The sequence below is a fragment of the Streptomyces sp. NPDC104106 genome (genome assembly GCF_055584345.1).
On the sequence record NZ_JBVJMF010000015.1, the window covers coordinates 43,047 to 63,681 of the forward strand.

General features: G+C 72.1%; 20 protein-coding genes. 17 read left to right on the forward strand and 3 right to left on the reverse strand.

Translation table 11 applies throughout. The features are described 5' to 3' along the window. Positions 1-370 precede the first annotated feature (370 nt). The 4 genes from ACZ60X_RS30125 (at position 371) to ACZ60X_RS30140 (ending at position 4,105) form a co-directional block, all read left to right on the forward strand. Positions 371-1,915, forward strand: a complete 1,545-nt coding sequence (locus ACZ60X_RS30125; RefSeq protein ID WP_469605029.1) for an ATP-dependent DNA ligase — start codon at positions 371-373, stop codon at positions 1,913-1,915. Further along, entirely contained in the window at positions 1,912-2,385 is a 474-nt protein-coding gene (locus ACZ60X_RS30130) for an NUDIX hydrolase (RefSeq protein ID WP_469605032.1), read from the forward strand. Before ACZ60X_RS30125 ends, ACZ60X_RS30130 begins: the two co-directional genes overlap by 4 nt. A 75-nt stretch (positions 2,386-2,460) precedes the next feature. Continuing rightward, positions 2,461-3,846, forward strand: coding sequence for an NADP-dependent succinic semialdehyde dehydrogenase (locus ACZ60X_RS30135; protein ID WP_469605034.1), 1,386 nt, complete (start codon positions 2,461-2,463; stop codon positions 3,844-3,846). 25 nt (positions 3,847-3,871) lie between these two features. Then, positions 3,872-4,105 carry a DUF6213 family protein gene (locus ACZ60X_RS30140; RefSeq protein ID WP_469605036.1) on the forward strand — a complete coding sequence of 78 codons (234 nt, stop codon included), beginning with the start codon at positions 3,872-3,874 and terminating at the stop codon, positions 4,103-4,105. A 6-nt stretch (positions 4,106-4,111) separates the two neighbouring features. Here ACZ60X_RS30140 and ACZ60X_RS30145 read toward each other — a convergent pair whose 3' ends face one another. Continuing rightward, positions 4,112-4,768, reverse strand: a complete 657-nt coding sequence (locus tag ACZ60X_RS30145) for a thiaminase II/PqqC family protein (RefSeq protein ID WP_469605038.1) — start codon at positions 4,766-4,768, stop codon at positions 4,112-4,114. 184 nt (positions 4,769-4,952) lie between these two features. Between ACZ60X_RS30145 and ACZ60X_RS30150 the strand changes: the two genes are divergently transcribed. The 3 genes from ACZ60X_RS30150 to ACZ60X_RS30160 are packed head-to-tail and all read left to right on the forward strand — an operon-like array spanning position 4,953 to position 7,768. Beyond that, entirely contained in the window at positions 4,953-6,017 is a 1,065-nt protein-coding gene (locus ACZ60X_RS30150; RefSeq protein ID WP_469605042.1) for a type III polyketide synthase, read from the forward strand. Between the two features lie 7 nt (positions 6,018-6,024). Beyond that, complete coding sequence (locus ACZ60X_RS30155; protein WP_469605044.1) at positions 6,025-7,239, forward strand: cytochrome P450; 1,215 nt, start codon at positions 6,025-6,027, stop codon at positions 7,237-7,239. Positions 7,240-7,246: 7 nt separating this feature from the next. Then, positions 7,247-7,768, forward strand: coding sequence for a cupin domain-containing protein (locus tag ACZ60X_RS30160; protein ID WP_469605047.1), 522 nt, complete (start codon positions 7,247-7,249; stop codon positions 7,766-7,768). Here ACZ60X_RS30160 and ACZ60X_RS30165 read toward each other — a convergent pair. Next, the gene (locus ACZ60X_RS30165; RefSeq protein ID WP_469605049.1) at positions 7,765-9,030 is read right to left on the reverse strand and encodes an acyl-CoA dehydrogenase family protein; all 1,266 of its coding nucleotides are present in this window, start codon (positions 9,028-9,030) and stop codon (positions 7,765-7,767) included. The two genes, ACZ60X_RS30160 and ACZ60X_RS30165, sit on opposite strands and share 4 nt — an antisense overlap. Before the next feature lie 170 nt (positions 9,031-9,200). Here ACZ60X_RS30165 and ACZ60X_RS30170 point away from each other — a divergent pair, with 170 nt between their 5' ends. Further along, positions 9,201-9,845, forward strand: coding sequence for a TetR/AcrR family transcriptional regulator (locus ACZ60X_RS30170; RefSeq protein WP_469605051.1), 645 nt, complete (start codon positions 9,201-9,203; stop codon positions 9,843-9,845). 181 nt (positions 9,846-10,026) lie between these two features. On the opposite strand, the gene def is transcribed toward ACZ60X_RS30170, so the two are convergent. Further along, on the reverse strand, positions 10,027-10,566 hold the full coding sequence (def, locus tag ACZ60X_RS30175) for a peptide deformylase (protein ID WP_469605053.1): 540 nt from the start codon (positions 10,564-10,566) through the stop codon (positions 10,027-10,029). Positions 10,567-10,716: 150 nt separating this feature from the next. On the opposite strand from def, the gene ACZ60X_RS30180 reads away from it, so the two are divergent. From ACZ60X_RS30180 to ACZ60X_RS30220, 9 genes are all read left to right on the forward strand, one after another. Further along, entirely contained in the window at positions 10,717-11,955 is a 1,239-nt protein-coding gene (locus ACZ60X_RS30180; protein WP_469605057.1) for a DUF1727 domain-containing protein, read from the forward strand. 29 nt (positions 11,956-11,984) lie between these two features. Further along, positions 11,985-12,713 carry a type 1 glutamine amidotransferase gene (locus ACZ60X_RS30185; protein ID WP_469605060.1) on the forward strand — a complete coding sequence of 243 codons (729 nt, stop codon included), beginning with the start codon at positions 11,985-11,987 and terminating at the stop codon, positions 12,711-12,713. Positions 12,714-12,926: 213 nt separating this feature from the next. Beyond that, the gene (locus tag ACZ60X_RS30190) at positions 12,927-13,952 is read left to right on the forward strand and encodes a 6-phosphofructokinase (RefSeq protein ID WP_469605062.1); all 1,026 of its coding nucleotides are present in this window, start codon (positions 12,927-12,929) and stop codon (positions 13,950-13,952) included. Positions 13,953-14,071: 119 nt separating this feature from the next. After that, entirely contained in the window at positions 14,072-15,022 is a 951-nt protein-coding gene (locus ACZ60X_RS30195) for a cytochrome c oxidase assembly protein (protein WP_469605064.1), read from the forward strand. Between the two features lie 81 nt (positions 15,023-15,103). Next, on the forward strand, positions 15,104-15,271 hold the full coding sequence (locus ACZ60X_RS30200) for a hypothetical protein (RefSeq protein ID WP_469605067.1): 168 nt from the start codon (positions 15,104-15,106) through the stop codon (positions 15,269-15,271). Between the two features lie 37 nt (positions 15,272-15,308). Beyond that, positions 15,309-15,794: an Lrp/AsnC family transcriptional regulator gene (locus ACZ60X_RS30205; RefSeq protein ID WP_469605069.1), complete on the forward strand. Its 486-nt coding sequence runs from the start codon at positions 15,309-15,311 to the stop codon at positions 15,792-15,794. Between the two features lie 154 nt (positions 15,795-15,948). Further along, positions 15,949-16,761: a dimethylargininase gene (ddaH, locus tag ACZ60X_RS30210; protein ID WP_469605071.1), complete on the forward strand. Its 813-nt coding sequence runs from the start codon at positions 15,949-15,951 to the stop codon at positions 16,759-16,761. Next, a complete protein-coding gene (rocD, locus tag ACZ60X_RS30215) occupies positions 16,758-17,990 on the forward strand; it encodes an ornithine--oxo-acid transaminase (protein WP_469605074.1) in 1,233 nt (410 codons plus the stop codon). Before ddaH ends, rocD begins: the two co-directional genes overlap by 4 nt. Positions 17,991-18,106: 116 nt before the next feature. After that, a complete protein-coding gene (locus tag ACZ60X_RS30220) occupies positions 18,107-20,569 on the forward strand; it encodes a SpoIIE family protein phosphatase (protein WP_469605077.1) in 2,463 nt (820 codons plus the stop codon). The last annotated feature ends 66 nt before the right edge of the window (positions 20,570-20,635 follow it).

Here is a 20,635-nt window from a genome sequence, read left to right on the forward strand (position 1 = left end):
GCAAACCCCCCGAAGGAGCCGCCGGGCCGCGCCTGACAGGCCACCACCGCCACCCAGCGCGCGACCAGCCACCCCGGCCCGCAGCCGACGAGCACACCCCGCCACCCCACCACGACGAACGGAGCGAACCCTGCCACCCCGCCGACGCAGCGCCCCGCGGCGATCGACGGCGAGCTGCCGACGACGGACCTCGACGCAAACCCCCCGAAGGAGCCGCCGGGCCGCGCCTGACAGGCCACCACCGCCACCCAGCGCGCGACCAGCCACCCCGGCCCGCAGCCGACGAGCACACCGACGGCGAGTTGCCGACGGCGGACCTGGACGCGGCGGTGCAGGTGTGGCCGGCCGTCCGCTGGGACACCATGGCTGCATGCTGCTTGCCCGGCTCGCCCAGGTGTCTCGGGAGGTGGCCGCGGCGGCGGCACGGTCCCGGAAGACGGAACTGCTCGCGGAGTTGTTCCGGGAGGCGGCGGCCGACGACGTGCCGGTCGTCATCCCGTATCTCGCCGGACGGCTGCCACAGGGCCGGCTCGGGGTCGGCTGGAAGGTGCTGGGCCGGCCGGTGCCGCCCGCCGCCGAGCCGACGCTCACGGTCCAGGAGGCCGACGCCCGCCTCACCGAGCTGGGCAGGGTCTCCGGGCCGGGGGCGCAGGCGGAACGGGGCCGGATCGTCGGGGCGCTGATGGGCGCGGCCACCGAGGACGAGCAGCGCTTCCTGCGGGGGCTGCTCACCGGGGAGGTCCGCCAGGGCGCGCTGGACGCGGTCGCGGTGGAGGGCCTGGCGCGGGCGACCGGCGCGGACCCGGCCGGGGTACGGCGGGCGGTGATGCTGGCGGGGTCGTTGCAGACGGTCGCCCAGGCACTGCTCGCCGAAGGGCCCGGGGCGCTGGAGCGGTTCCGGCTCACCGTCGGCCGGCCGGTGCTGCCGATGCTGGCGCAGACCGCCTCCTCGGTCGCCGAGGCGGTGCGCAGGCTCGGCGCCTGCGCGGTGGAGGAGAAGCTGGACGGCATCCGGGTGCAGGTCCACCGGGACGGCGACGCGGTCCGCGTGCACACCCGCACCCTGGACGACATCACCGACCGGCTGCCCGAAGTCACCTCCGCGGCACGGGACCTGGCGGCAGAGCGGTTCGTGCTCGACGGCGAGGTCATCTCCTTCGGCGACGACGGCCGCCCGCGTTCCTTCCAGGAGACCGCGGGCCGGGTCGGCTCCCGGACGGACGTGGCGAGGGCCGCCGGCGCGGTCCCGGTCTCCCCGGTCTTCTTCGACGTCCTGTCGGTCGGCGGCCGTGATCTGCTCGACCTGTCGTTCGCCGAGCGGCACGCGGAGCTGGCCCGGCTGGTGCCCGAGCCGATGCGGGTGCGCCGTACGGTCGCCGCCGGGCCCGAGGACGTCCCGGAGGCGGAGCGGTTCCTCGCCGACACCCTGGCCCGCGGGCACGAGGGCGTGGTGGTCAAGGCGCTGGACGCCCCCTACAGCGCGGGTCGGCGCGGGGCCTCCTGGCTGAAGGTCAAACCCGTGCACACCCTCGACCTGGTGGTGCTGGCCGCCGAGTGGGGCCACGGCCGTCGCACCGGCAGGCTGTCCAACCTGCACCTGGGCGCCCGCACCGCCGACGGCGGCTTCGCCATGCTGGGCAAGACCTTCAAGGGCATGACGGACGTGATGCTCGCCTGGCAGACGAAGCGGCTGCGGGAGCTGGCGATCGACGACCCCGACAACAGCTGGGTGGTCCGGGTCCGCCCCGAACTCGTCGTGGAGATCGCCTACGACGGCCTCCAGCGCTCCTCCCGCTACCCGGCCGGCGTCACCCTGCGCTTCGCCCGCGTGGTCCGCTACCGCGAGGACAAGCGCCCCGAGGAGGCCGATACGGTGGAGGCCCTGCTGGCGGCCCACCCGGAGGTCACACCGTGACGGTGCGTGCGACGAAGCGCAGCGCGGGACTGCTGTTGTTCCGGCACACCGACGAGGGACTTCAGGTATTGCTCGGCCATATGGGCGGCCCGCTGTGGGCGACGAAGGACGCGGGGGCCTGGACGGTCCCCAAGGGCGAGTACGAAGCCGGCGAGCCCGCGTGGGAGGCGGCCCGGCGCGAGTTCCAGGAGGAGCTGGGGATCGCGCCGCCCGACGGCGAGGCCGTAGCGCTGGGCGAGGTCGTGCAGAAGAACGGCAAGATCGTCACGGCCTGGGCGGTGGAGGCGGATCCGGACCTGTCGGGTTTCACTCCCGGCAGCTTCACCATGGAGTGGCCGCCGCGCTCCGGACGGGTGCGGGAGTTCCCCGAGCTGGACCGGGTGGAGTGGCTCGGCCTGGACCGGGCCCGTGCGGTGCTCATCGCGGCGCAGACCGCGTTTCTCGACCGCTTGGCGGAGCACTCGGGCTGAAGGGGACCACACGCGTTGCGGAGCGCACGCCCGCGCGCGAAGGTCGAGACAAGCCCGCTCCCAGGGAGGTCAGCCATGCCCATCGCGACGGTGAACCCCGCGAACGGCGAGACGCTCAAGACGTACGAGCCCATGGGCGAGGAGGAGCTGGAGCGCCGGCTCCAGCTCGCCGAGGCCACGTTCCGCACCTACCGGACGACCGCCTTCGCCGAGCGCGCCCGCCTGCTGAACAGGGCCGCGGAGCTGCTGGACGAGGATCGGCCGGAGATCGCCCGGGTCATGACCCTGGAGATGGGCAAGCCGCTGAAGCAGGCGCGCGCGGAGGCCGCGAAGTGCGCCAAGGCGATGCGCTGGTACGCCGAGCGCGCCGAGGCGCTGCTGGCCGACGAGGAGCCGGCCGAATCCGATGTGCGGGACTCCGGGGCGTCCCGGGTGCGGGTGCGCTACCGGCCGCTCGGTCCGGTGCTCGCGGTGATGCCGTGGAACTTCCCCCTCTGGCAGGTCGTGCGGTTCGCCGCGCCCGCGCTGATGGCGGGCAACGTGGGCCTGCTCAAGCACGCCTCCAACGTCCCCCAGACGGCCCTGTACCTGGAGGACCTGTTCCACCGGGCGGGCTTCACGGAGGGCTGCTTCCAGACACTGCTGGTGGGGTCGGGCGCGGTGGACGACATCCTGCGCGACGAGCGGGTGAAGGCGGCCACGCTCACCGGCAGCGAACCGGCGGGCCGGGCCGTCGCCTCCACCGCGGGCGAGATGATCAAGAAGACGGTGCTGGAGCTGGGCGGCAGTGACCCGTACGTGGTGATGCCCTCCGCCGACCTGGACCGCGCGGCCGAGGTCGCGGTGACCGCGCGCGTGCAGAACAACGGGCAGTCCTGCATCGCCGCCAAGCGGTTCATCGTGCACGGTGACGTCTACGACGCCTTCGCCGAGAAGTTCGTGGCGGGCATGCGGGCGCTCAAGGTCGGCGACCCGATGGAGGAGGACACCGACGTCGGGCCGCTCTCCAGCGAGCAGGGGCGCATGGATCTGGAGGAGCTGGTCGACGACGCGACGCGTGGCGGTGCCGAGGTGCTGTGCGGCGGGCGGCGGCCGGAAGGGCCGGGCTGGTACTACCCGCCGACCGTGCTCTCCGGCATCACCCGGGAGATGCGCATCCACCGCGAGGAGGCGTTCGGCCCGGTGGGCACGCTGTACCGGGCCGGCGACCTGGACGAGGCGCTGCTCATCGCCAACGACTCGCCGTTCGGGCTGAGTTCGAACGTGTGGACGCGGGACGCGGCCGAGGTGGAGCGGTTCGCCCGCGATCTGGAGGCCGGTTCGGTGTTCGTCAACGGGATGACCGCCTCCCACCCGGCGTTCCCGTTCGGCGGCCAGAAGCGCTCGGGGTACGGGCGTGAGCTGTCCGGGCACGGAATCCGGGAGTTCTGCAACATCACCACGGTTTGGCAGGGGGCGTGACCGCCGCGGGGCTACCATCCCATTTGTGAACCGCGAAGTGACTCTGCCCCTGATCGTCGACGACCGCGGGACCCTGCAGGTGGCTGCCGCCGATGTGAGCAAGCTGTTGCGGACCGTGGGCGGGCGGTGGCTGCGGCTGGTCGAGGCCGGGGAGCAGGACCTGGACGAGGACACGGTCGCGGCGTTGACCATCGAGCTGGCCAAGCTCGCGGACCGTATCGACGTGGCGTGCATCGCGCACAGCAGCGGGGCGCCGTAGCGGGTCTCAGGCAGGTGTCCTGAGCGATTCCCAGAACATGCTCTCGTACGTTTGCAGCAGCGTTCCGTAGGTGTGTGCGTCGGCCGTGTTCAGGGTGCCGTCGTCCAGGCCCTCCTGCACCGCCGCCGTCGCCTGCCGCTCCAGGTCGGGCGCCGGTGCGGCGAAGAAGCCGAAGAAGGCGCGGGAGTCGTCGTCGAAGCCGTAGTGCGTGCGCAGGCCCTCGGCGATGCGGGCGCAATAGCCGCCCCAGGCGGAGAAGTTGGCGGTCAGCGCCAGGACCGCGTCCGCGGGGGACGCGTTGACGGCCAGCCAGGCGACGTAGGCGGGATAGGCCTGGCAGCCGGGCAGGGGCGTGTAGGCGCGTGCGCGGTCCTCCGTCACGCCGCAGGCCCGCGCGAAAGCCGTCAGATGCCGTGCGGCCAGTTCCTCGCCCGTCGCCAGGCTGGTGAACCAGGCCGCCGCGGCCGGGCCGGCGCGCTCGGCCAGACGGCGGAAGGCGCGCCGGTCGGCGGGGATCACGCACCCCTGTTCGAGGGCGAGGCGGGCCAGCGCCTCGGGCGGCGCCTCGCCCCGTTCGACCAGCGGGACGAAGCGGTTGGCGGCGGGGTCCGGCGCGAGCGCCCGGGTGGTCCGCTGGAGCAGATCGGCGGCCGTGACCGTCATGGTGTTTCTCCCTCGCGCGACGTGCGGGTTCTTCCCCGACCCTGACACGGCGTCCCCGGTCTGGAGTAGTTCGGCGAGAGATCGACGCTCCCACGGGTGATCGTGGGTGGACCACCTCCTGAGGTGAACCACCCTCTGACCGGCGGGCGAAGGCCTTCCGGAAGGCTGAAAGCAGGCGCGGTTCATGGCGACTTTGTGCAGACCGGCAGTTTCGGTTCCGGAACACGTGATCACGATGGAGGAGACGCTGGAGCTGGCGCGCTCCCGTCACGCGGACCACCCACAACTCCCGCTCGCACTGCGGCTGATCGAGAACACGGGCGTGAAGACCCGGCACATCGTGCAGCCCATCGAGGAGACCCTGAAGCACCCCGGCTTCGAGGAGCGCAACAAGCTCTACGAGGCCGAGGCCAAGGCAAGGGTCCCCGCGGTGATCCAGCGGGCGCTCGACGACGCGGAACTCCTCACCACCGACATCGACGTGATCATCTACGTCTCGTGCACGGGCTTCATGATGCCCTCGCTCACGGCGTGGCTGATCAACGAGATGGACTTCGACTCCACCACCCGGCAGCTCCCCATAGCCCAGCTGGGCTGTGCGGCCGGCGGCGCGGCGATCAACCGGGCCCACGACTTCTGTTCGGCCTACCCCGAGGCCAACGCGCTGATCGTGGCCTGCGAGTTCTGCTCGCTGTGCTATCAGCCCACCGACCTCGGCGTCGGCTCGCTGCTCTCCAACGGCCTGTTCGGTGACGGCATAGCCGCCGCCGTGGTCCGCGGCAAGGGCGGCACCGGCATCGAGCTGGAGCGCAACGGCTCGTACCTGATCCCGAAGACCGAAGAGTGGATCATGTACGACGTCCGCGCGACGGGCTTCCACTTCCTGCTCGACAAACGGGTGCCGGCCACCATGGAGCCGCTCGCCCCGGCGCTGCAGGACCTCGCGGGCCTGCACGGCTGGGACGCGTCCGACCTGGACTTCTACATCGTCCACGCCGGCGGGCCGCGCATCCTGGACGACCTGAGCAAGTTCCTCCAGGTCGACCCGCACGCGTTCCGGTTCAGCCGGTCCACCCTCACCGAGTACGGCAACATCGCCTCCGCCGTCGTGCTGGACGCGCTGCGCCGGCTGTTCGACGAGGGCGGTGCCGAGCACCGGGCGCGCGGGCTGCTGGCCGGGTTCGGGCCCGGCATCACCGCGGAGATGGCGCTGGGCCGCTGGCGCGGCTCCGACCGGGAAGCGACGTGAGTGCGGCATGACGGAAGAGACGCTCACCGAGACCCTGCCCCCGGTCCGGCACTGGCCGGCGCTCGATCTGACCGGGACGGACTTCGACCCGGTGCTCAGAGAGCTGATGCGGGAGGGACCGGTCACCCGCATCCAGCTGCCCAACGGCGAGGGCTGGGCGTGGCTGGTGACCCGGTACGACGACGTGCGCATGGTGACCAACGACGCCCGCTTCAGCCGCGAGGCCGTCATGGACAAGCCGGTGACCCGGCTGGCCCCGCACTTCATCCCGGACCCGGGCGCGGTCGGCTTCCTCGACCCGCCCGACCACACCCGGCTGCGCCGCTCGGTGGCGGCCGCGTTCACCGCGAAGGGCGTGGAGCGGGTGCGGGAGAGGGCGCAGGTCATGCTGGACGAGCTGGTCGACGAACTGCTCCAGGACGGTCCGCCCGCCGATCTCACGGCCACGATCCTCAGTCCGTTCCCGATCGCGGTGATCTGCGAGATCATGGGCGTCCCGGCGGCCGACCGGCACACCATGCACACCTGGACCCAGCTCATCCTGTCCTCCTCGCACGGCAAGGAGGTCAGCGAGAAGGCCAAGCGGGAGATGGCCGCCTACTTCTCCGACCTGATCGCGCTGCGCGAGAACAGCACGGCCGAGGACGTCACCTCGCTGCTCGGTGCCGCGGTGGGCCGCGGCGAGGTGACGCTGGAGGAGGCCGTCGGGCTCGCCGGTCTGCTCCAGATCGGCGGCGAGGCGGTCACCAACAACAGCGGGCAGATGTTCTACCTGCTGCTGACCCGGCCCGACCTGGTGGAGCGGCTGCGCGCGGAACCGGAGATCCGCCCGAGGGCGATCGACGAGCTGCTGCGCTGGATCCCGCACCGCAACGCGGTCGGCCTGTCCCGCATCGCCATGGTGGACGTGGAGATCCGGGGCGTGCGGATCCGCGCGGGCGACCCGGTCTACGTCTCCTACCTGGCCGCCAACCGCGACCCGGACGTCTTCCCGGACCCGGAGACGATCGACTTCTCGCGCAGCCCCAACCCGCACGTGTCCTTCGGTTTCGGGCCGCACTACTGCCCCGGCGGCCAGCTGGCCCGGCTGGAGGAGGAGCTGCTGGTGGACACCCTGCTGGACCGGGTGCCGGGCCTGCGCCTCGCCGTACCGCCGGAGCAGGTGCCCTTCAGGAAGGGCGCGCTGATCCGGGGTCCCGAAGCCGTCCCGGTGACCTGGTGAGCGGCCGATGACCTGGAGCGAGGGACTGTACGTACCGCCGGGCCACGGCCGTGTCGTGGAGACACCGGCCCAGCGGGTGACGTTCAAGGTCACCGGCGCGCACTCGCGGATGGCCTCCACCTTCGAGGTGGAGGTCCCGCCGGGCTTCGACGTGGGTGCGCATGTGCACACGCGCAGCGAGGAGCTGTTCTACGTCCTGGAGGGCGAACTGGACGTCCTCGCCTTCGAGCCCCGCGTCCGCACCCCCGACAACTGGCGGAAATGGCAGTCGAGTTCGGGCAACAGGGTGGTGCGGGCGACCCCGGGCACGGTGATCGTCGTGCCCCCGGGGTGCCCGCACGCCTTCGCGAACCCGACGGACGCCCCGGCGAAGATGTTCTTCCAGGCCTCTCCCCCGCCGGACCACGAGCGCTATTTCGAGGAGCTGCTGGAGATCCTGGGCAACGGCGGCCCGCCGGACCAGGAGGCGATCGAGGCACTGCGGGCCAAGTACGACATCGAGCAGCTGACGCCGCTCAGGCACCGTTAGCGGATCGGCGTGCCCGAGAGGGTGCGGGCGATCACCAGCCGCTGGATCTCACTCGTGCCCTCGAAAATGGTGTAGATCGCGGCGTCCCGGTGCATCCGCTCCACCGGGTACTCCCGCGTGTAGCCGTTGCCGCCGAGGATCTGGATGGCCTGGGCGGTGACCTCTTTGGCCGTCTCGCTGGCGAAGAGCTTGGACATGGAGCCCTCGGCGGCGGTGAACGGCTTGCCGTTGACCGCCATCCAGGAGGCCCGCCAGACCAGCAGCCGGGCGGCGTCGATCCGGGTGCGCATGTCCGCGAGCTGGAAGGCGACGCCCTGGTTGTCGATGATCGGCCGCCCGAACTGCTCGCGCGTCTTCGCGTAGTCGAGGGCGACCTCGTACGCGGCCCGCGCGGTGCCGACCGCCATCGCGCCGACGGCCGGCCGGGACGCCTCGAAGGTCGCCATCGCCGCGTTCTTCACCCTCCCCCACTCTCGGCTTCGCTCGAGCGGGGAGACCCCCGCGCCGCCCCCGGCCTTCGCCTTCTCGCGGGCGCGGGCGAGCCGCTCGTCCAGCTTCTCCTTGCCGCCGAGCAGGCAGGAGCCCGGGACGCGCACGTTGTCGAGGATGACCTCGGCGGTGTGCGAGGCGCGGATACCGTGCTTCTTGAACTTCTGGCCCTGCGCGAGACCGGGCGTGCCCGGCGGGACGATGAAGGAGGCGTGGCCCTTGGAGCCCAGCTCGGGGTCGACGGCGGCGACGACGACGTGGACGTTCGCGATACCGCCGTTGGTCGCCCAGGTCTTCGTGCCGTTGATCACCCACTCGTCCTTGGCCTCGTCGTAGACGGCACGCGTGCGCATGGAGGCGACGTCGGAGCCGGCGTCGGGCTCGGAGGAGCAGAAGGCGGCGACCTTGACGTCGTTCTGGTCACCGTACATCTGCGGGATCCAGGTGCCGATCTGCTCCTCGGTCCCGTTGGCGAGAACGCCCACGGCGGCGAGTCCGGTGCCCACAATGGACAGGGCGATGCCCGCGTCGCCCCAGAACAGCTCCTCCATCGCCGTCGGGATGCCGAGCCCGGTGGGGTCGAAGTACTGCTGCGCGTAGAAATCGAGGGAGTAGATGCCGACCTTCGCCGCCTCCTGGATGACCGGCCAGGGCGTCTCCTCGCGCTCGTCCCACTCGGCGGCGGCGGGGCGGATCACGTCGGCGGCGAAGCCATGGAGCCAGTCCCGGACTTCCCTCTGTTCGTCGTTCAGCTCCATGGTGAACTCGGCCATGTCCCCTCCAGCGGCGGCACTGCGATGTTACTAACGGTAACCCGAGTCTGTTACCGACGGGTAGGAAAAGTCAAACGGCGACGACGCCTCGGTATCCCGTTCGATGTCAGGGGCACAGTCAGTGTTAGTTTGCGCAGGCGTCACCGAATCAGCACGGGCGGGGAGAGCACATGGACACCACACAGCGGACCGAGCAGCAGCGGTCCGCCGACCGCAGACGGCGCGAGCTGCTGGAGGCCGCCGACCGGGTGGTGCTCCGCGACGGCCCGCAGGCGTCGATGAACGCCATCGCGGCGGAGGCCGGGATCACGAAGCCGATCCTGTACCGCCACTTCGGCGACAAGGGCGGACTGTACGCGGCACTCGCCAAGCGGCACACGGACGCGCTGCTGGACTCGCTGAGAGCCGCGCTGGACGCCCCGGCGGACCGGCGCGAGCGGGTGGAGTCCACGCTGGACACCTACCTCGCCGCGATCGAGGCGCGGCCCCAGGTGTACCGGTTCCTGATGCATCCGGCGGAGGGGAGCACCGGGGGCGACCAGGGCTTCGACGTCGGCAAGCACTCCGCCCCGCTGCTGCGGCGGATGGGCGAGGAGCTGGCCCAGGTGATCGAGGAGCGGGTGGACCTCGGACCGGACAGCCAGCAGCTCGCGCGGGTGTGGGGGCACGGGATCGTCGGCATGATGCATGCCGCCGGCGACTGGTGGCTGGGCGAACGGCCCTGCTCCCGGGCGGAGTTGGTGCGATCACTGGCCGACCTGCTGTGGGGCCGGCTCGCGGCGGCCGGCGACCGGATCGGAGGCCCGGGCTTCTGAGCGGCTGCGGCGAGGTCCGGTGCGACCTGTCGGCGTGCCCGCCGGAAGTCCTCGTACTGGGCGTGCTTGGGCTTTCGGCCGGTGCGGCGAGTGGGGGCACCTCCCGCGCGCCGGGGGAGCCTGCCGGGCGTCGCGACGGGGCGAACGTCGCCTGCCGGGGCACGGGCAGCGGCGGACCCGCCTAGCCGCGCCACGGAGCGCGGGAGATCTGCCGCGCCAGCCGTCGCCCGCGCCACCCCGTCACGTGGTCCGCGTACACCCGGCCCTCCAGGTGGTCGCACTCGTGCTGCAGGCACCGCGCGAAGAAGCCGGTGCCGTGGACCGTGACCGGCTCCCCACGCGCCGTGCGTCCCTCGACCACGGCGTGGTCGTACCGCTCGGTCCCCGCCTCCAGGCCCGGCAGCGACAGGCAGCCCTCCGGGCCCCGGACGACGACGCCGTCCCGGGTCACGAGCCGGGGGTTCACCACGTGTCCGAGATGCCGCACATCCTCGTCATCCGGACAGTCGTAGACGAACACCCGCAAAGGCACCCCGATCTGATTCGCGGCCAGGCCCACCCCCTGCGCCGCGTACATCGTGGCGAACAAGTCCTCCACGAGGTCGGCGAGTTCCGGACCGAAGTCCGTGACATCCCGGCAGGGCTCGCGCAGGGCCGCGTCGCCGAGCAGGGTGAGGGGCCGGACTCGCCCGCGGGCGCCCGGAATGGAACCGTGTCGCATGGCCGCAAGGGTACGGTTCCTTCGACCCACGACCGTCGCGCAGGTGTGGGCACGATTCGGGTGTGCGAAGGGATCTCGATAGGCTGAGGTCCACACCACGCTGCCGGATGGCCCCAGGCGCGGCGCGTACGCAAGGAGGATCGAGAACTGATGGCAGGCAACTCGGACCCGCTCACGCCGCGGGCCAAGCTGGCCGTGACCGCGGGCAAGGCGGTCGCTGCGGCATCGCGCGCCGCGGGACGCGGCAGCGGGTCGGTGATCGGTGGCCGGGTCGCGCTGAGACTCGACCCCGACCTGCTCGCACGGCTCGCCCAGAACCTGGACGTCGTCCTGGTCTCGGCGACCAACGGCAAGACCACGACGACCCGGCTCATCGCCGAGGCGCTGCGCGCCGCGGGGCCGGTCGTCTCCAACGCGCTCGGCGCCAACATGCCGGCCGGCATCACGTCCGCGCTCGCGGGCGGCTCGGACGCCAAGTTCGCGGTCATCGAGGTCGACGAGAAGTACCTGGCCGGTGTCGCCCGGGACACCGACCCGAAGTGCATCGCCCTGCTCAACCTCTCCCGCGACCAGCTCGACCGCGCCGCCGAGACGCGGATGCTCGCCGAGAACTGGCGCGAGGGGCTCGCCGGCTCCAAGGCCGTCATCGTCGCCAACTGCGACGACCCGCTGGTGGTGTGGGCCGCCTCCTCGTCGCCGAACGTGCTCTGGGTCGCCGCCGGGCAGATGTGGAAGGACGACGCCTGGTCCTGCCCGTCCTGCGGCGGCGTGATGCAGCGCCCCGGCGAGGACTGGTACTGCAACGAGTGCGGCTTCCGCCGGCCGCAGCCGACCTGGGCGCTCTCCGGCGACCACGTGCTGGACCCGCACGGCTCCGCCTGGCCCATCCACCTGCAGCTGCCGGGCCGCGCCAACAAGGCGAACGCCGCCTCCTCCGCCGCCGTGGCCGCCGTCTTCGGGGTGCCGCCGCAGGTGGCGCTGGAGCGGATGTACCAGGTGCAGGCCGTGGCCGGACGCTACGACGTCGTCCAGTTCCAGAACCGCGATCTGCGGCTGCTGCTCGCCAAGAACCCGGCCGGCTGGCTGGAGACGTTCTCCCTGATCGACCCGCCGCCCGCGCCGGTGATCCTCTCCGTGAACGCCCGCGGCGCGGACGGCACCGACACCTCCTGGCTGTGGGACGTCGACTACACCCGGCTCACCGGCCACCCGGTCTTCGTGATCGGCGACCGCAAGCTGGACCTCGCCGTCCGCCTGGAGGTCGCGAACCAGCACTTCCAGGTCTGCGACACCCTGGACGAGGCCGTGCAGATGTGCCCGCCCGGCCGGATCGAGGTCATCGCGAACTACACCGCGTTCCAGGACCTGCGCCGCCGGGTCGGCAACTGATCTTCTGATCCTCGAAGGGCGATCACCTCATGAGCGACAACCAACTGCGGCTGGTGTGGGTCTACCCGGACCTGCTGAGCACCTACGGCGACCAGGGCAACGCGCTCGTCATGGAGCGCCGGGCCCGGCAGCGCGGCCTGGACGTGGCCCGCCTCGACGTGCGCAGCGACCAGCCGATCCCGACCTCCGGCGACATCTACCTGATCGGGGGCGGCGAGGACCGTCCGCAGCGGCTCGCGGCCGAGCGGCTGCGCCGCGACGGGCATCTGTACCGGGCGGTGGAGAACGGCGCGATCGTCTTCTCCGTGTGCGCCGGCTACCAGATCCTCGGCCACGAGTTCATCAACGACCTCGGCCAGCGCGAGCCCGGCCTCGGCCTGCTCGACGTGGTCTCGGTGCGCGGCGAGGGCGAGCGGTGCGTCGGTGACGTGCTCGCCGACGTCGACCCCCAGCTCGGCCTGCCCCAGCTGACCGGCTTCGAGAACCACCAGGGCGTCACCCACGTCGGCCCGGGCGCCCGGCCGCTCGCCCGGGTGCAGGTCGGCAGGGGCAACGGCACGGAGGACGGCACGGAGGGCGCGTACAACGGGACCGTCTTCGGTACGTACATGCACGGTCCGGTCCTCGCCCGCAACCCGCTGATCGCCGACCTGCTGCTGAAGCTGGCCCTCGACGTCAACGCGCTGCCGCCGATCGACGACCGCTGGTACGAGGCGCTGCGCACCGAGCGCATCGCCGCTGCTCAGCAGCCCGCCTGAGCGCGACGCCAGGGCGACTCCGGCGCGAGTCCGGCGGGTTCCCGCACGCTCGTGGCGGGCCCGCCTGACGGCCCGTCCGCTCATATGCGCGGGCGCGTCCAGCAGGCGGACGCCCGCTAGGGAGCGACCCCCGGACGCCGGTAGGGTGGCCGGGAATCCGCCGGACAACGTGGTCCGGTCTACCCGGCCCACGTTGAGAAGGTATTTCGGGCTATGCGCATTGGTGTCCTCACGTCCGGCGGCGACTGCCCCGGCCTGAACGCCGTCATCCGGTCCGTCGTGCACCGTGCCGTCGCCGACCACGGCGACGAGGTCATCGGTTTCCGGGACGGCTGGAAGGGCCTCCTGGAGTGCGACTACCTCAAGCTCGACCTCGACGCCGTGGGCGGCATCCTGGCCCGCGGCGGCACCATCCTCGGCTCCTCCCGGGTCCGCCCGGAGCACCTGCGCGACGGCGTGGAGCGGGCCAGGGGCCATGTCGCGGAACTCGGTCTCGACGCGATCATCCCGATCGGCGGTGAGGGCACGCTGAAGGCGGCCCGGCTGCTGTCGGACAGCGGGCTGCCGATCGTGGGCGTGCCCAAGACCATCGACAACGACATCGCCGTCACGGACGTCACCTTCGGCTTCGACACGGCCGTCACCGTGGCCACCGAGGCCCTGGACCGGCTGAAGACCACCGCCGAGTCGCACCAGCGGGTGCTGATCGTGGAGGTCATGGGCCGGCACACCGGCTGGATCGCGCTGCACTCCGGCATGGCGGCCGGTGCCCACGCCGTCGTCGTCCCGGAACGGCCCTTCGACATCGAGGAGTTGACGAGGAAGGTCGGCGAGCGGTTCGAGGCGGGCAAGCGGTTCGCCATCGTCGTCGCGGCCGAGGGCGCCAAGCCCAGGCCGGGCACGATGGAGTTCGACGAGGGCGGCAAGGACATCTACGGCCACGAGCGGTTCGCCGGTATCGCCCGGCAGCTGTCGGTGGAGCTGGAGGAGCGGCTCGGCAAGGAGGCCCGGCCGGTCATCCTCGGGCACGTCCAGCGGGGCGGCACGCCGACGGCGTACGACCGGGTGCTCGCCACGCGCTTCGGCTGGCACGCGGTGGAGGCCGTGCACCGCGGCGAGTTCGGCCGGATGACCGCGCTGCGCGGGACCGACATCGTGATGGTGTCGCTGGCCGAGGCGGTCGAGACGCTGAAGACCGTTCCGGTCGCGCGCTACGACGAGGCGGAGTGCGTCCTGTAGGCCGTCGCGCTGCGTGGTTCACCCGAGAACAACCCGCCCCCGGTCACCGTCGTGACCGGGGGCGGTTCTAGTCTTGGGGCGGACAACTCGTACAACCCCCACGAATCAGGAGCCGCCGGATGGACCACAGCGGGCACGGCATGATGATGGATCTGCCGCCGTTCACGCTGGGACGGGGGCTTCAGTGGTCCGCCGATCCGTTCTTCCTCGTCGCCTGCCTGCTCGGTCTCGGCCTGTACGGCTGGGGCGTGATGCGGCTGCGGCGGCGCGGGGACGGGTGGTCCGCCGGCCGTACGGTGGCGTACGTCGTCGGCGTGCTGACCGTCGCGCTGGTGATGTGCACCAAGCTGAACGACTACGGCATGGTCATGTTCAGCGTGCACATGACCCAGCACATGGTCATCAGCATGCTGTCGCCGATCCTGATCCTGCTCGGCGCCCCGGTCACGCTGGCACTGCGCGCGCTGCCCGTCGCCGGCAAGGGCGGCAAGGGGCCGCGCGAGCTGCTGCTGATGCTGCTGCACAGCCGCTACATGCGGATCGTCACGCATCCGGCGTTCACGATCCCGATGTTCATCGCGAGCCTGTACGTGCTGTACTTCACCCCGCTGTTCGACTTCCTCATGGGGTCCAAGACCGGGCACATCGCGATGATGGTGCACTTCTTCGCCGTGGGCATGGTGTTCTTCTGGCCGATCATGGGCGTCGACCCGGGTCCGCACCGGCCGGGATACGTGATGCGGATGCTGGAGCTGTTCGCGGGCATGCCGTTCCACGCGTTCTTCGGTATCGCCCTGATGATGGCGTCGGCGCCGATGGTGGGCACCTTCGAGCACCCGCCGGCCTCGCTCGGCATCGACGCGCTGTCCGACCAGAACGCGGCCGGCGGCATCGCCTGGGCGTTCAGCGAGGTCCCGTCGGTGCTGGTGCTGATCGCGCTGCTGTTCCAGTGGTACCGCTCCGAGCAGCGCCAGGCCAGGCGCAAGGACCGGGTCGCGGACCGGGACGGCGACAAGGAGTTGGAGGCGTACAACGCCTACCTGGCCTCGCTGAACGCCCGCGAGGGCTGAGCGGATCCGGCTCCTCCGGTCCCGTACGCGCGGCGTTCGGGGCACCATTGGTCAAGGACGGACCAAGAGGAGGGTGTCGCGATGCCCGGTTCCACGAACGGTTCCACCAAGGCGATGGGGATGCTCACGGTCGGCGGGCTCGTCGTCGTCACCGCGTACACGGTCGCGCTCGGCGGCAACGGCTGGCTGTGGTTCGGCTGGGTGGTGCTTGGTCTGCTGACGCTCGCCATGGTCGTCACACGGTCGTAGCCCGGCTCCGCGCGGCCCGGCTGATTACAGTGCCCGCATGAACAGCAGGACCGCGTCCTTCGACGACCTCGACCGCAAGATCATCACCGCGCTGATGGCGAACGCCCGGACCAGCTTCGCCGAGATCGGCGCGGACGTGGGGCTGTCGTCCACCGCGGTCAAGCGGCGGGTGGACCGGCTGCGGGAGACCGGGGTGATCACCGGGTTCACGGCCACCGTGAAGCCGTCCGCGCTGGGCTGGCGCACCGAGGCGTACGTCGAGGTCTACTGCGAGGGCGCGGCCCCGCCCCGGCGGCTGGCGGAGGTCGTCCAGGCCTATCCGGAGATCACGGCGGCCATGACGGTGACCGGCGGCGCGGACGCGCTGCTGCACGTGCGGGCCCGGGACGTGGAGCACTTCGAGGAGGTGCTGGAGCGGATCCGCGCCGAGCCGTTCATCCGCAAGACGATCAGCGTGATGGTGCTCTCCCACCTCCTCCCGGAGAGCCCGGAGGCCGGCGCGACCCAGGCGGCCCCGCAATGACGCGCAAGGGGCGCGCAGCACTGCTGCGTACGCGCCGGGAAAGACGCAGCGATGCTGCGTATGCACGCAGCTTTTCTCGCTTGTCGGTCCTGGACCTCGGTTCCTACCGTTGTGTCACCCCTCTGTGACACACAGGAACCGGAGGAAACCCTCTGTGCTCGAAAGCCGTGTGCCGCGCTCCCGGCGCTTCCTCGTCTGCGAACCCAGACACTTCGCCGTCAGCTATGCGATCAACCCCTGGATGAACCCCGACCGGCCCGTCGACGTCGATCTCGCCCAGGAGCAGTGGCAGGCGATGATCCGCGCCTACCGCGCCCATGGCCACACCGTCGACTCGGTCGAGCCGGTGCCCGGTCTGCCCGACATGGTCTTCGCCGCCAACGCGGCCTGCGTGGTCGGCGGCCGGGTCTTCGGCTCCCTGTTCCACGCGCCCGAGCGGCGCCCCGAGTCGGTGCACTACGACACCTGGTTCAAGGCGGCGGGCTACGACGTCTACCGCCCCGAGTCGGTGACCGAGGGCGAGGGCGACCTGGTGTGGACGGGCCGGTACGTACTGGCCGGCACCGGGTTCCGCACCACCCGCGAGGCACACCGGGAGGCGCAGGAGTTCCTCGGCCACCCGGTGATCGGCCTGACCCTGGTGGACCCGTACTTCTACCACCTGGACACGGCGCTGTTCGTCCTCGACGACGACAACATCTGCTACTACCCCGAGGCGTTCTCGGCGGGCAGCCGCGAGGTGCTGCGGCGGCTGTACCCGGACGCGGTGCTCGCCACCCGCGAGGACGCGATGGCGTTCGGCCTGAACTCCGTGTCCGACGGCCGCAACGTCTTCATCGCCCCCCAGGCCGAGGCGCTGGCCGAGAACCTCGCCGGCCACGGTTACGTCCCCGTCCCCGTCGACCTGTCGGAGTTCCACAAGGCCGGCGGTGGCATCAAGTGCTGCACCCAGGAGATCCGTTCATGACCGCGCCCACCCGTGTGTCCGCGCCCACGCGTACGTCCGCCGACCTCATCCGCGCGGAGGAGCCGGTCGTCGCGCACAACTACCACCCGCTGCCCGTGGTCGTCGCCCGGGCCGAGGGCACCTGGGTCGAGGACGTCGAGGGCCGGCGCTACCTCGACATGCTCGCCGGCTACTCCGCGCTGAACTTCGGCCACCGCCACCCGGCGCTGATCGAGGCCGCGCACCGCCAGCTCGACGAGCTGACGCTCACCTCCCGTGCGTTCCACAACAACCGGCTCGCCGGGTTCGCGGAGCGGCTCGCGGAGCTGACCGGGCTGGACATGGTCCTGCCGATGAACACCGGCGCGGAGGCGGTGGAGAGCGCCGTCAAGGTGGCCCGCAAGTGGGCGTACGACGTCAAGGGCGTCCCGGACGGGCAGGCGACGATCGTCGTGGCGGCCGAGAACTTCCACGGCCGTACGACGACGATCGTCAGCTTCTCCACCGACGAGACGGCCCGCCGCGGCTTCGGCCCGTTCACGCCCGGCTTCCGGATCGTGCCGTACGACGACCTGGCCGCGCTGGCCGAGGCGGTCGACGAGACGACGGCGGCGGTGCTCATCGAGCCCATCCAGGGCGAGGCCGGTGTGATCATCCCCTCCCCCGGCTATCTCGCCGGGGTGCGCGAGCTGACCCGCCGCGAGGGCTGCCTGTTCATCGCCGACGAGATCCAGTCGGGCCTCGGCCGCACCGGCCGTACCCTCGCCGTCGAGCACGACGGCGTCGTACCGGACGTGCTGCTGCTCGGCAAGGCGCTCGGCGGCGGCATCGTGCCGGTGTCGGCGGTGGTGGCCCGGCGCGAGGTGCTGGGGGTGCTCCACCCGGGCGAGCACGGCTCCACGTTCGGCGGCAACCCGCTCGCGGCGGCGGTCGGCACGGCCGTGATCGACCTGCTGGAGACCGGTGAGTACCAGCGGCGGGCGGCCGAGCTGGGGGTGGTCCTGCGGGACGGCCTGGCCGAGCTGGTAGGCGGCGGAGTGGTCGGCTTCCGGGCGCGGGGGCTGTGGGCGGGCGTCGACATCGACCCGGCGATCGGCACGGGCCGGGAGATCAGCGAGCGGCTGATGCGGGAGGGGGTCCTCGCGAAGGACACCCACGGCTCCACCATCCGGCTGGCGCCCCCGCTGACCATCACGGCGGACGAGCTGCGCTCCGCGCTTCAGGCGCTGCGTCAGGTGCTGGGGTCCTGATCCGGGCGGGGCGGCCGCGCGCCGCCCCCGCTCGTTCGCACGCCGCGCGCTATGACCGAAGAGTGAAGATTGACCTAGGAGGGGGTAGACCACTCTCAGCGACAGAGAGGTCGGCCGTGAGTACGCACGAGGAGCAGGACGTCGACCGCCGGGGGTTCGACGTGGCCGATGCCGCGCCCCTGCTGCTCGACGCGCGGGGCGTGGTGGCGAGCTGGACACCGGAGGCCCAGCGGCTGCTGGCCTACCCCGCCGCCGAGGTGGTGGGCAGGCGGGCGAGCGCCCTGCTGTCGGACGAGGACGCCGCCCGGGTGCCCGAACTGGCCGAGCGGTGCCGCAGGAACGGCGGCTGGGCGGGGCTGCTGACCGCCGTGCGGCGGGACGGGCAACCGGTCAGGGTGATGGCGCGGATCACCCACGCGGTGGAAGCCGGCGGTGCGCCGCACTGGCTGGTCCTGCTGTGCGAGACGTCCGGGGCCCGCGGCTGGGACATGAGCCGCGCGGTGCTGGAGCAGATGGTGGCCGACTCCCCCGTCGGCATCGCGATCGTGGACACCGATCTGCGGTGCGTCTGGTCGAACGCGGCCCTGGAGCGGTTCGGCGGGGGCTGCCCGGACGAACGGCTGGGGCGGCGGCTCGCCGAGATCCAGCCCGGCATCGACGCCGGGGGCATCGAAGCGCAGATGCGGCGGGTGCTGAAGACCGGGCGGCCCGTGGTCGGGTACGAGCATGTGGGCCGGGTGCGGGCCGCGCCGCACCGGGAGACGGCGCACATGATGTCGTTCACCCGCCTCGACGACGACCGGGGCCGCCCGATCGGCGTGTACTACACGGTCGTCGACATCACCGACCGGCACCGCGCCCGGCAGCGGCTGGACCTGCTCGACCGGGCGGGCGAGCAGATCGGCGGCAGCCTGGACATCGTCCGGACCGCGCAGGAACTGGCCGACGTCGCGGTACGGGACTTCGCCGACTTCGTCTGCGTGGACCTGCTGGAGTCGGTGCTGCGGGGCGCGGAGCCCCAGCCGGGGCCGCTGCGGGACACGGACGAGGTACGGCTGCGGCGTGCCGGGCACCAGTCGGTGAACGCCGGGATCCCCGAGGCCGTCGTGGAGATCGGACAGGCGGCCACCTATCTCGCCGGATCGCCGCCGATCCGCGCGCTGACCACGGGCCGGTCCTGGCGCGAGGAGCGGCTCGACCCGCTGGGCAAGGAGTGGGCCACGGACATCCCCGGCGGCCGGGAGGCGACCTTCCTGGAGCTGGGCCTGCACAGCGTGATGATCGTCCCGATCCGCGCGCGGGGCGTCACGATGGGCGTGACCTCCTTCTTCCGGCGCGGCCGCCAGGAACCGTTCGACGCCGACGACCTCAATCTCGCCGAGGACCTGGTGTCGCGGGCGGCGGTCTGCGTGGACAACGCCCGCCGCTACACCCGTGAGCGGGACGCGGCCCTGGTCCTGCAGCGCAGCCTGCTGCCGCGCCGGCTGCCGGACCAGGAGGCGGTCGAGGTGGCCGCGTGCTACCGGCCGGCCGACGAGCTGACCGGCCTCGGCGGGGACTGGTATGACCTGATCCCGCTGTCCTGCTCGCGGGTCGCCCTCGTCGTGGGCGAGGTGCCGGGACACGGGATCGACGCCGCCGCGGCCATGGGCCGGCTGCGCACCGCCGTACGCACTCTCGCGGCGCTGGACCTGCCGCCCGAGGAGGTCCTCGCGCACCTCGACGACCTGGTGGCGCGCACGCTCCGCGAGGAGGGACTGCAGCCCCCGGCCGCACCCGCCCGCGGCACCCGGGCGACGGGCCCCGGATGCGTGTACGTCGTCTACGACCCCGTCGACGGGCAGTGCACCATCGCCGCCGCGGACCATCCGGCACCCTGCGTCGTGCTGCCCGACGGCACCGTCGTGTGCGTCGACGTCCCGCAGGGCCCGCCGCTCGGCGTGGGCGGCCCGCCCTTCGAGGCGGTGGAGCTGACCCTGGCCGAGGGCAGCACGCTGGCCCTCCACACCGACGGGCTGCTGGCCCACCGGGACGGTGCCCGGACGGACGACGCGGACCGCCACCGGCTGCGCCACGCCCTGGCACAGCCCGCCGCCTCGCTGGAGGTGCGCTGCCGCGCCGTGGTCGACGCCCTGGTCCCGGACCGGCCGCACGACGATGTGGTCCTGCTGATGGCCCGCACCAGGCTGCTCGGCGCCGACCAGGTCGCCGACTGGGCACTGCCCGCCGACCCGGCCGTGGTCGCCGACGCCCGCAAGGAGACGGCCCGGCAGCTGGACGAGTGGGGTCTGGGGGACCTGGCGTTCACCGTCGAACTGGTCGTGAGCGAGCTGGTCACCAACGCCATGCGGCACGCGCAGGGCCCCATCCGGCTCCGACTGGTCAAGAACCGGGCCCTGATCTGCGAGGTCTCCGACGGTGGCGCCACCGCGCCCCATCTGCGCCATCCGCGCACCACGGACGAGGGCGGCCGCGGACTGCTGCTGGTCTCCCAGCTCACCGACCGCTGGGGGACCCGCTTCGTGCCCGGCGGGAAGGTCATCTGGGCCGAGCAGTCCCTGACGGAGCCGTCGGCCTGACCCGCGAAGCACGCGCATACCCCGCACGAGGTGGGAAAATGGCGGGACTCCGGCAGACGGGCGGTA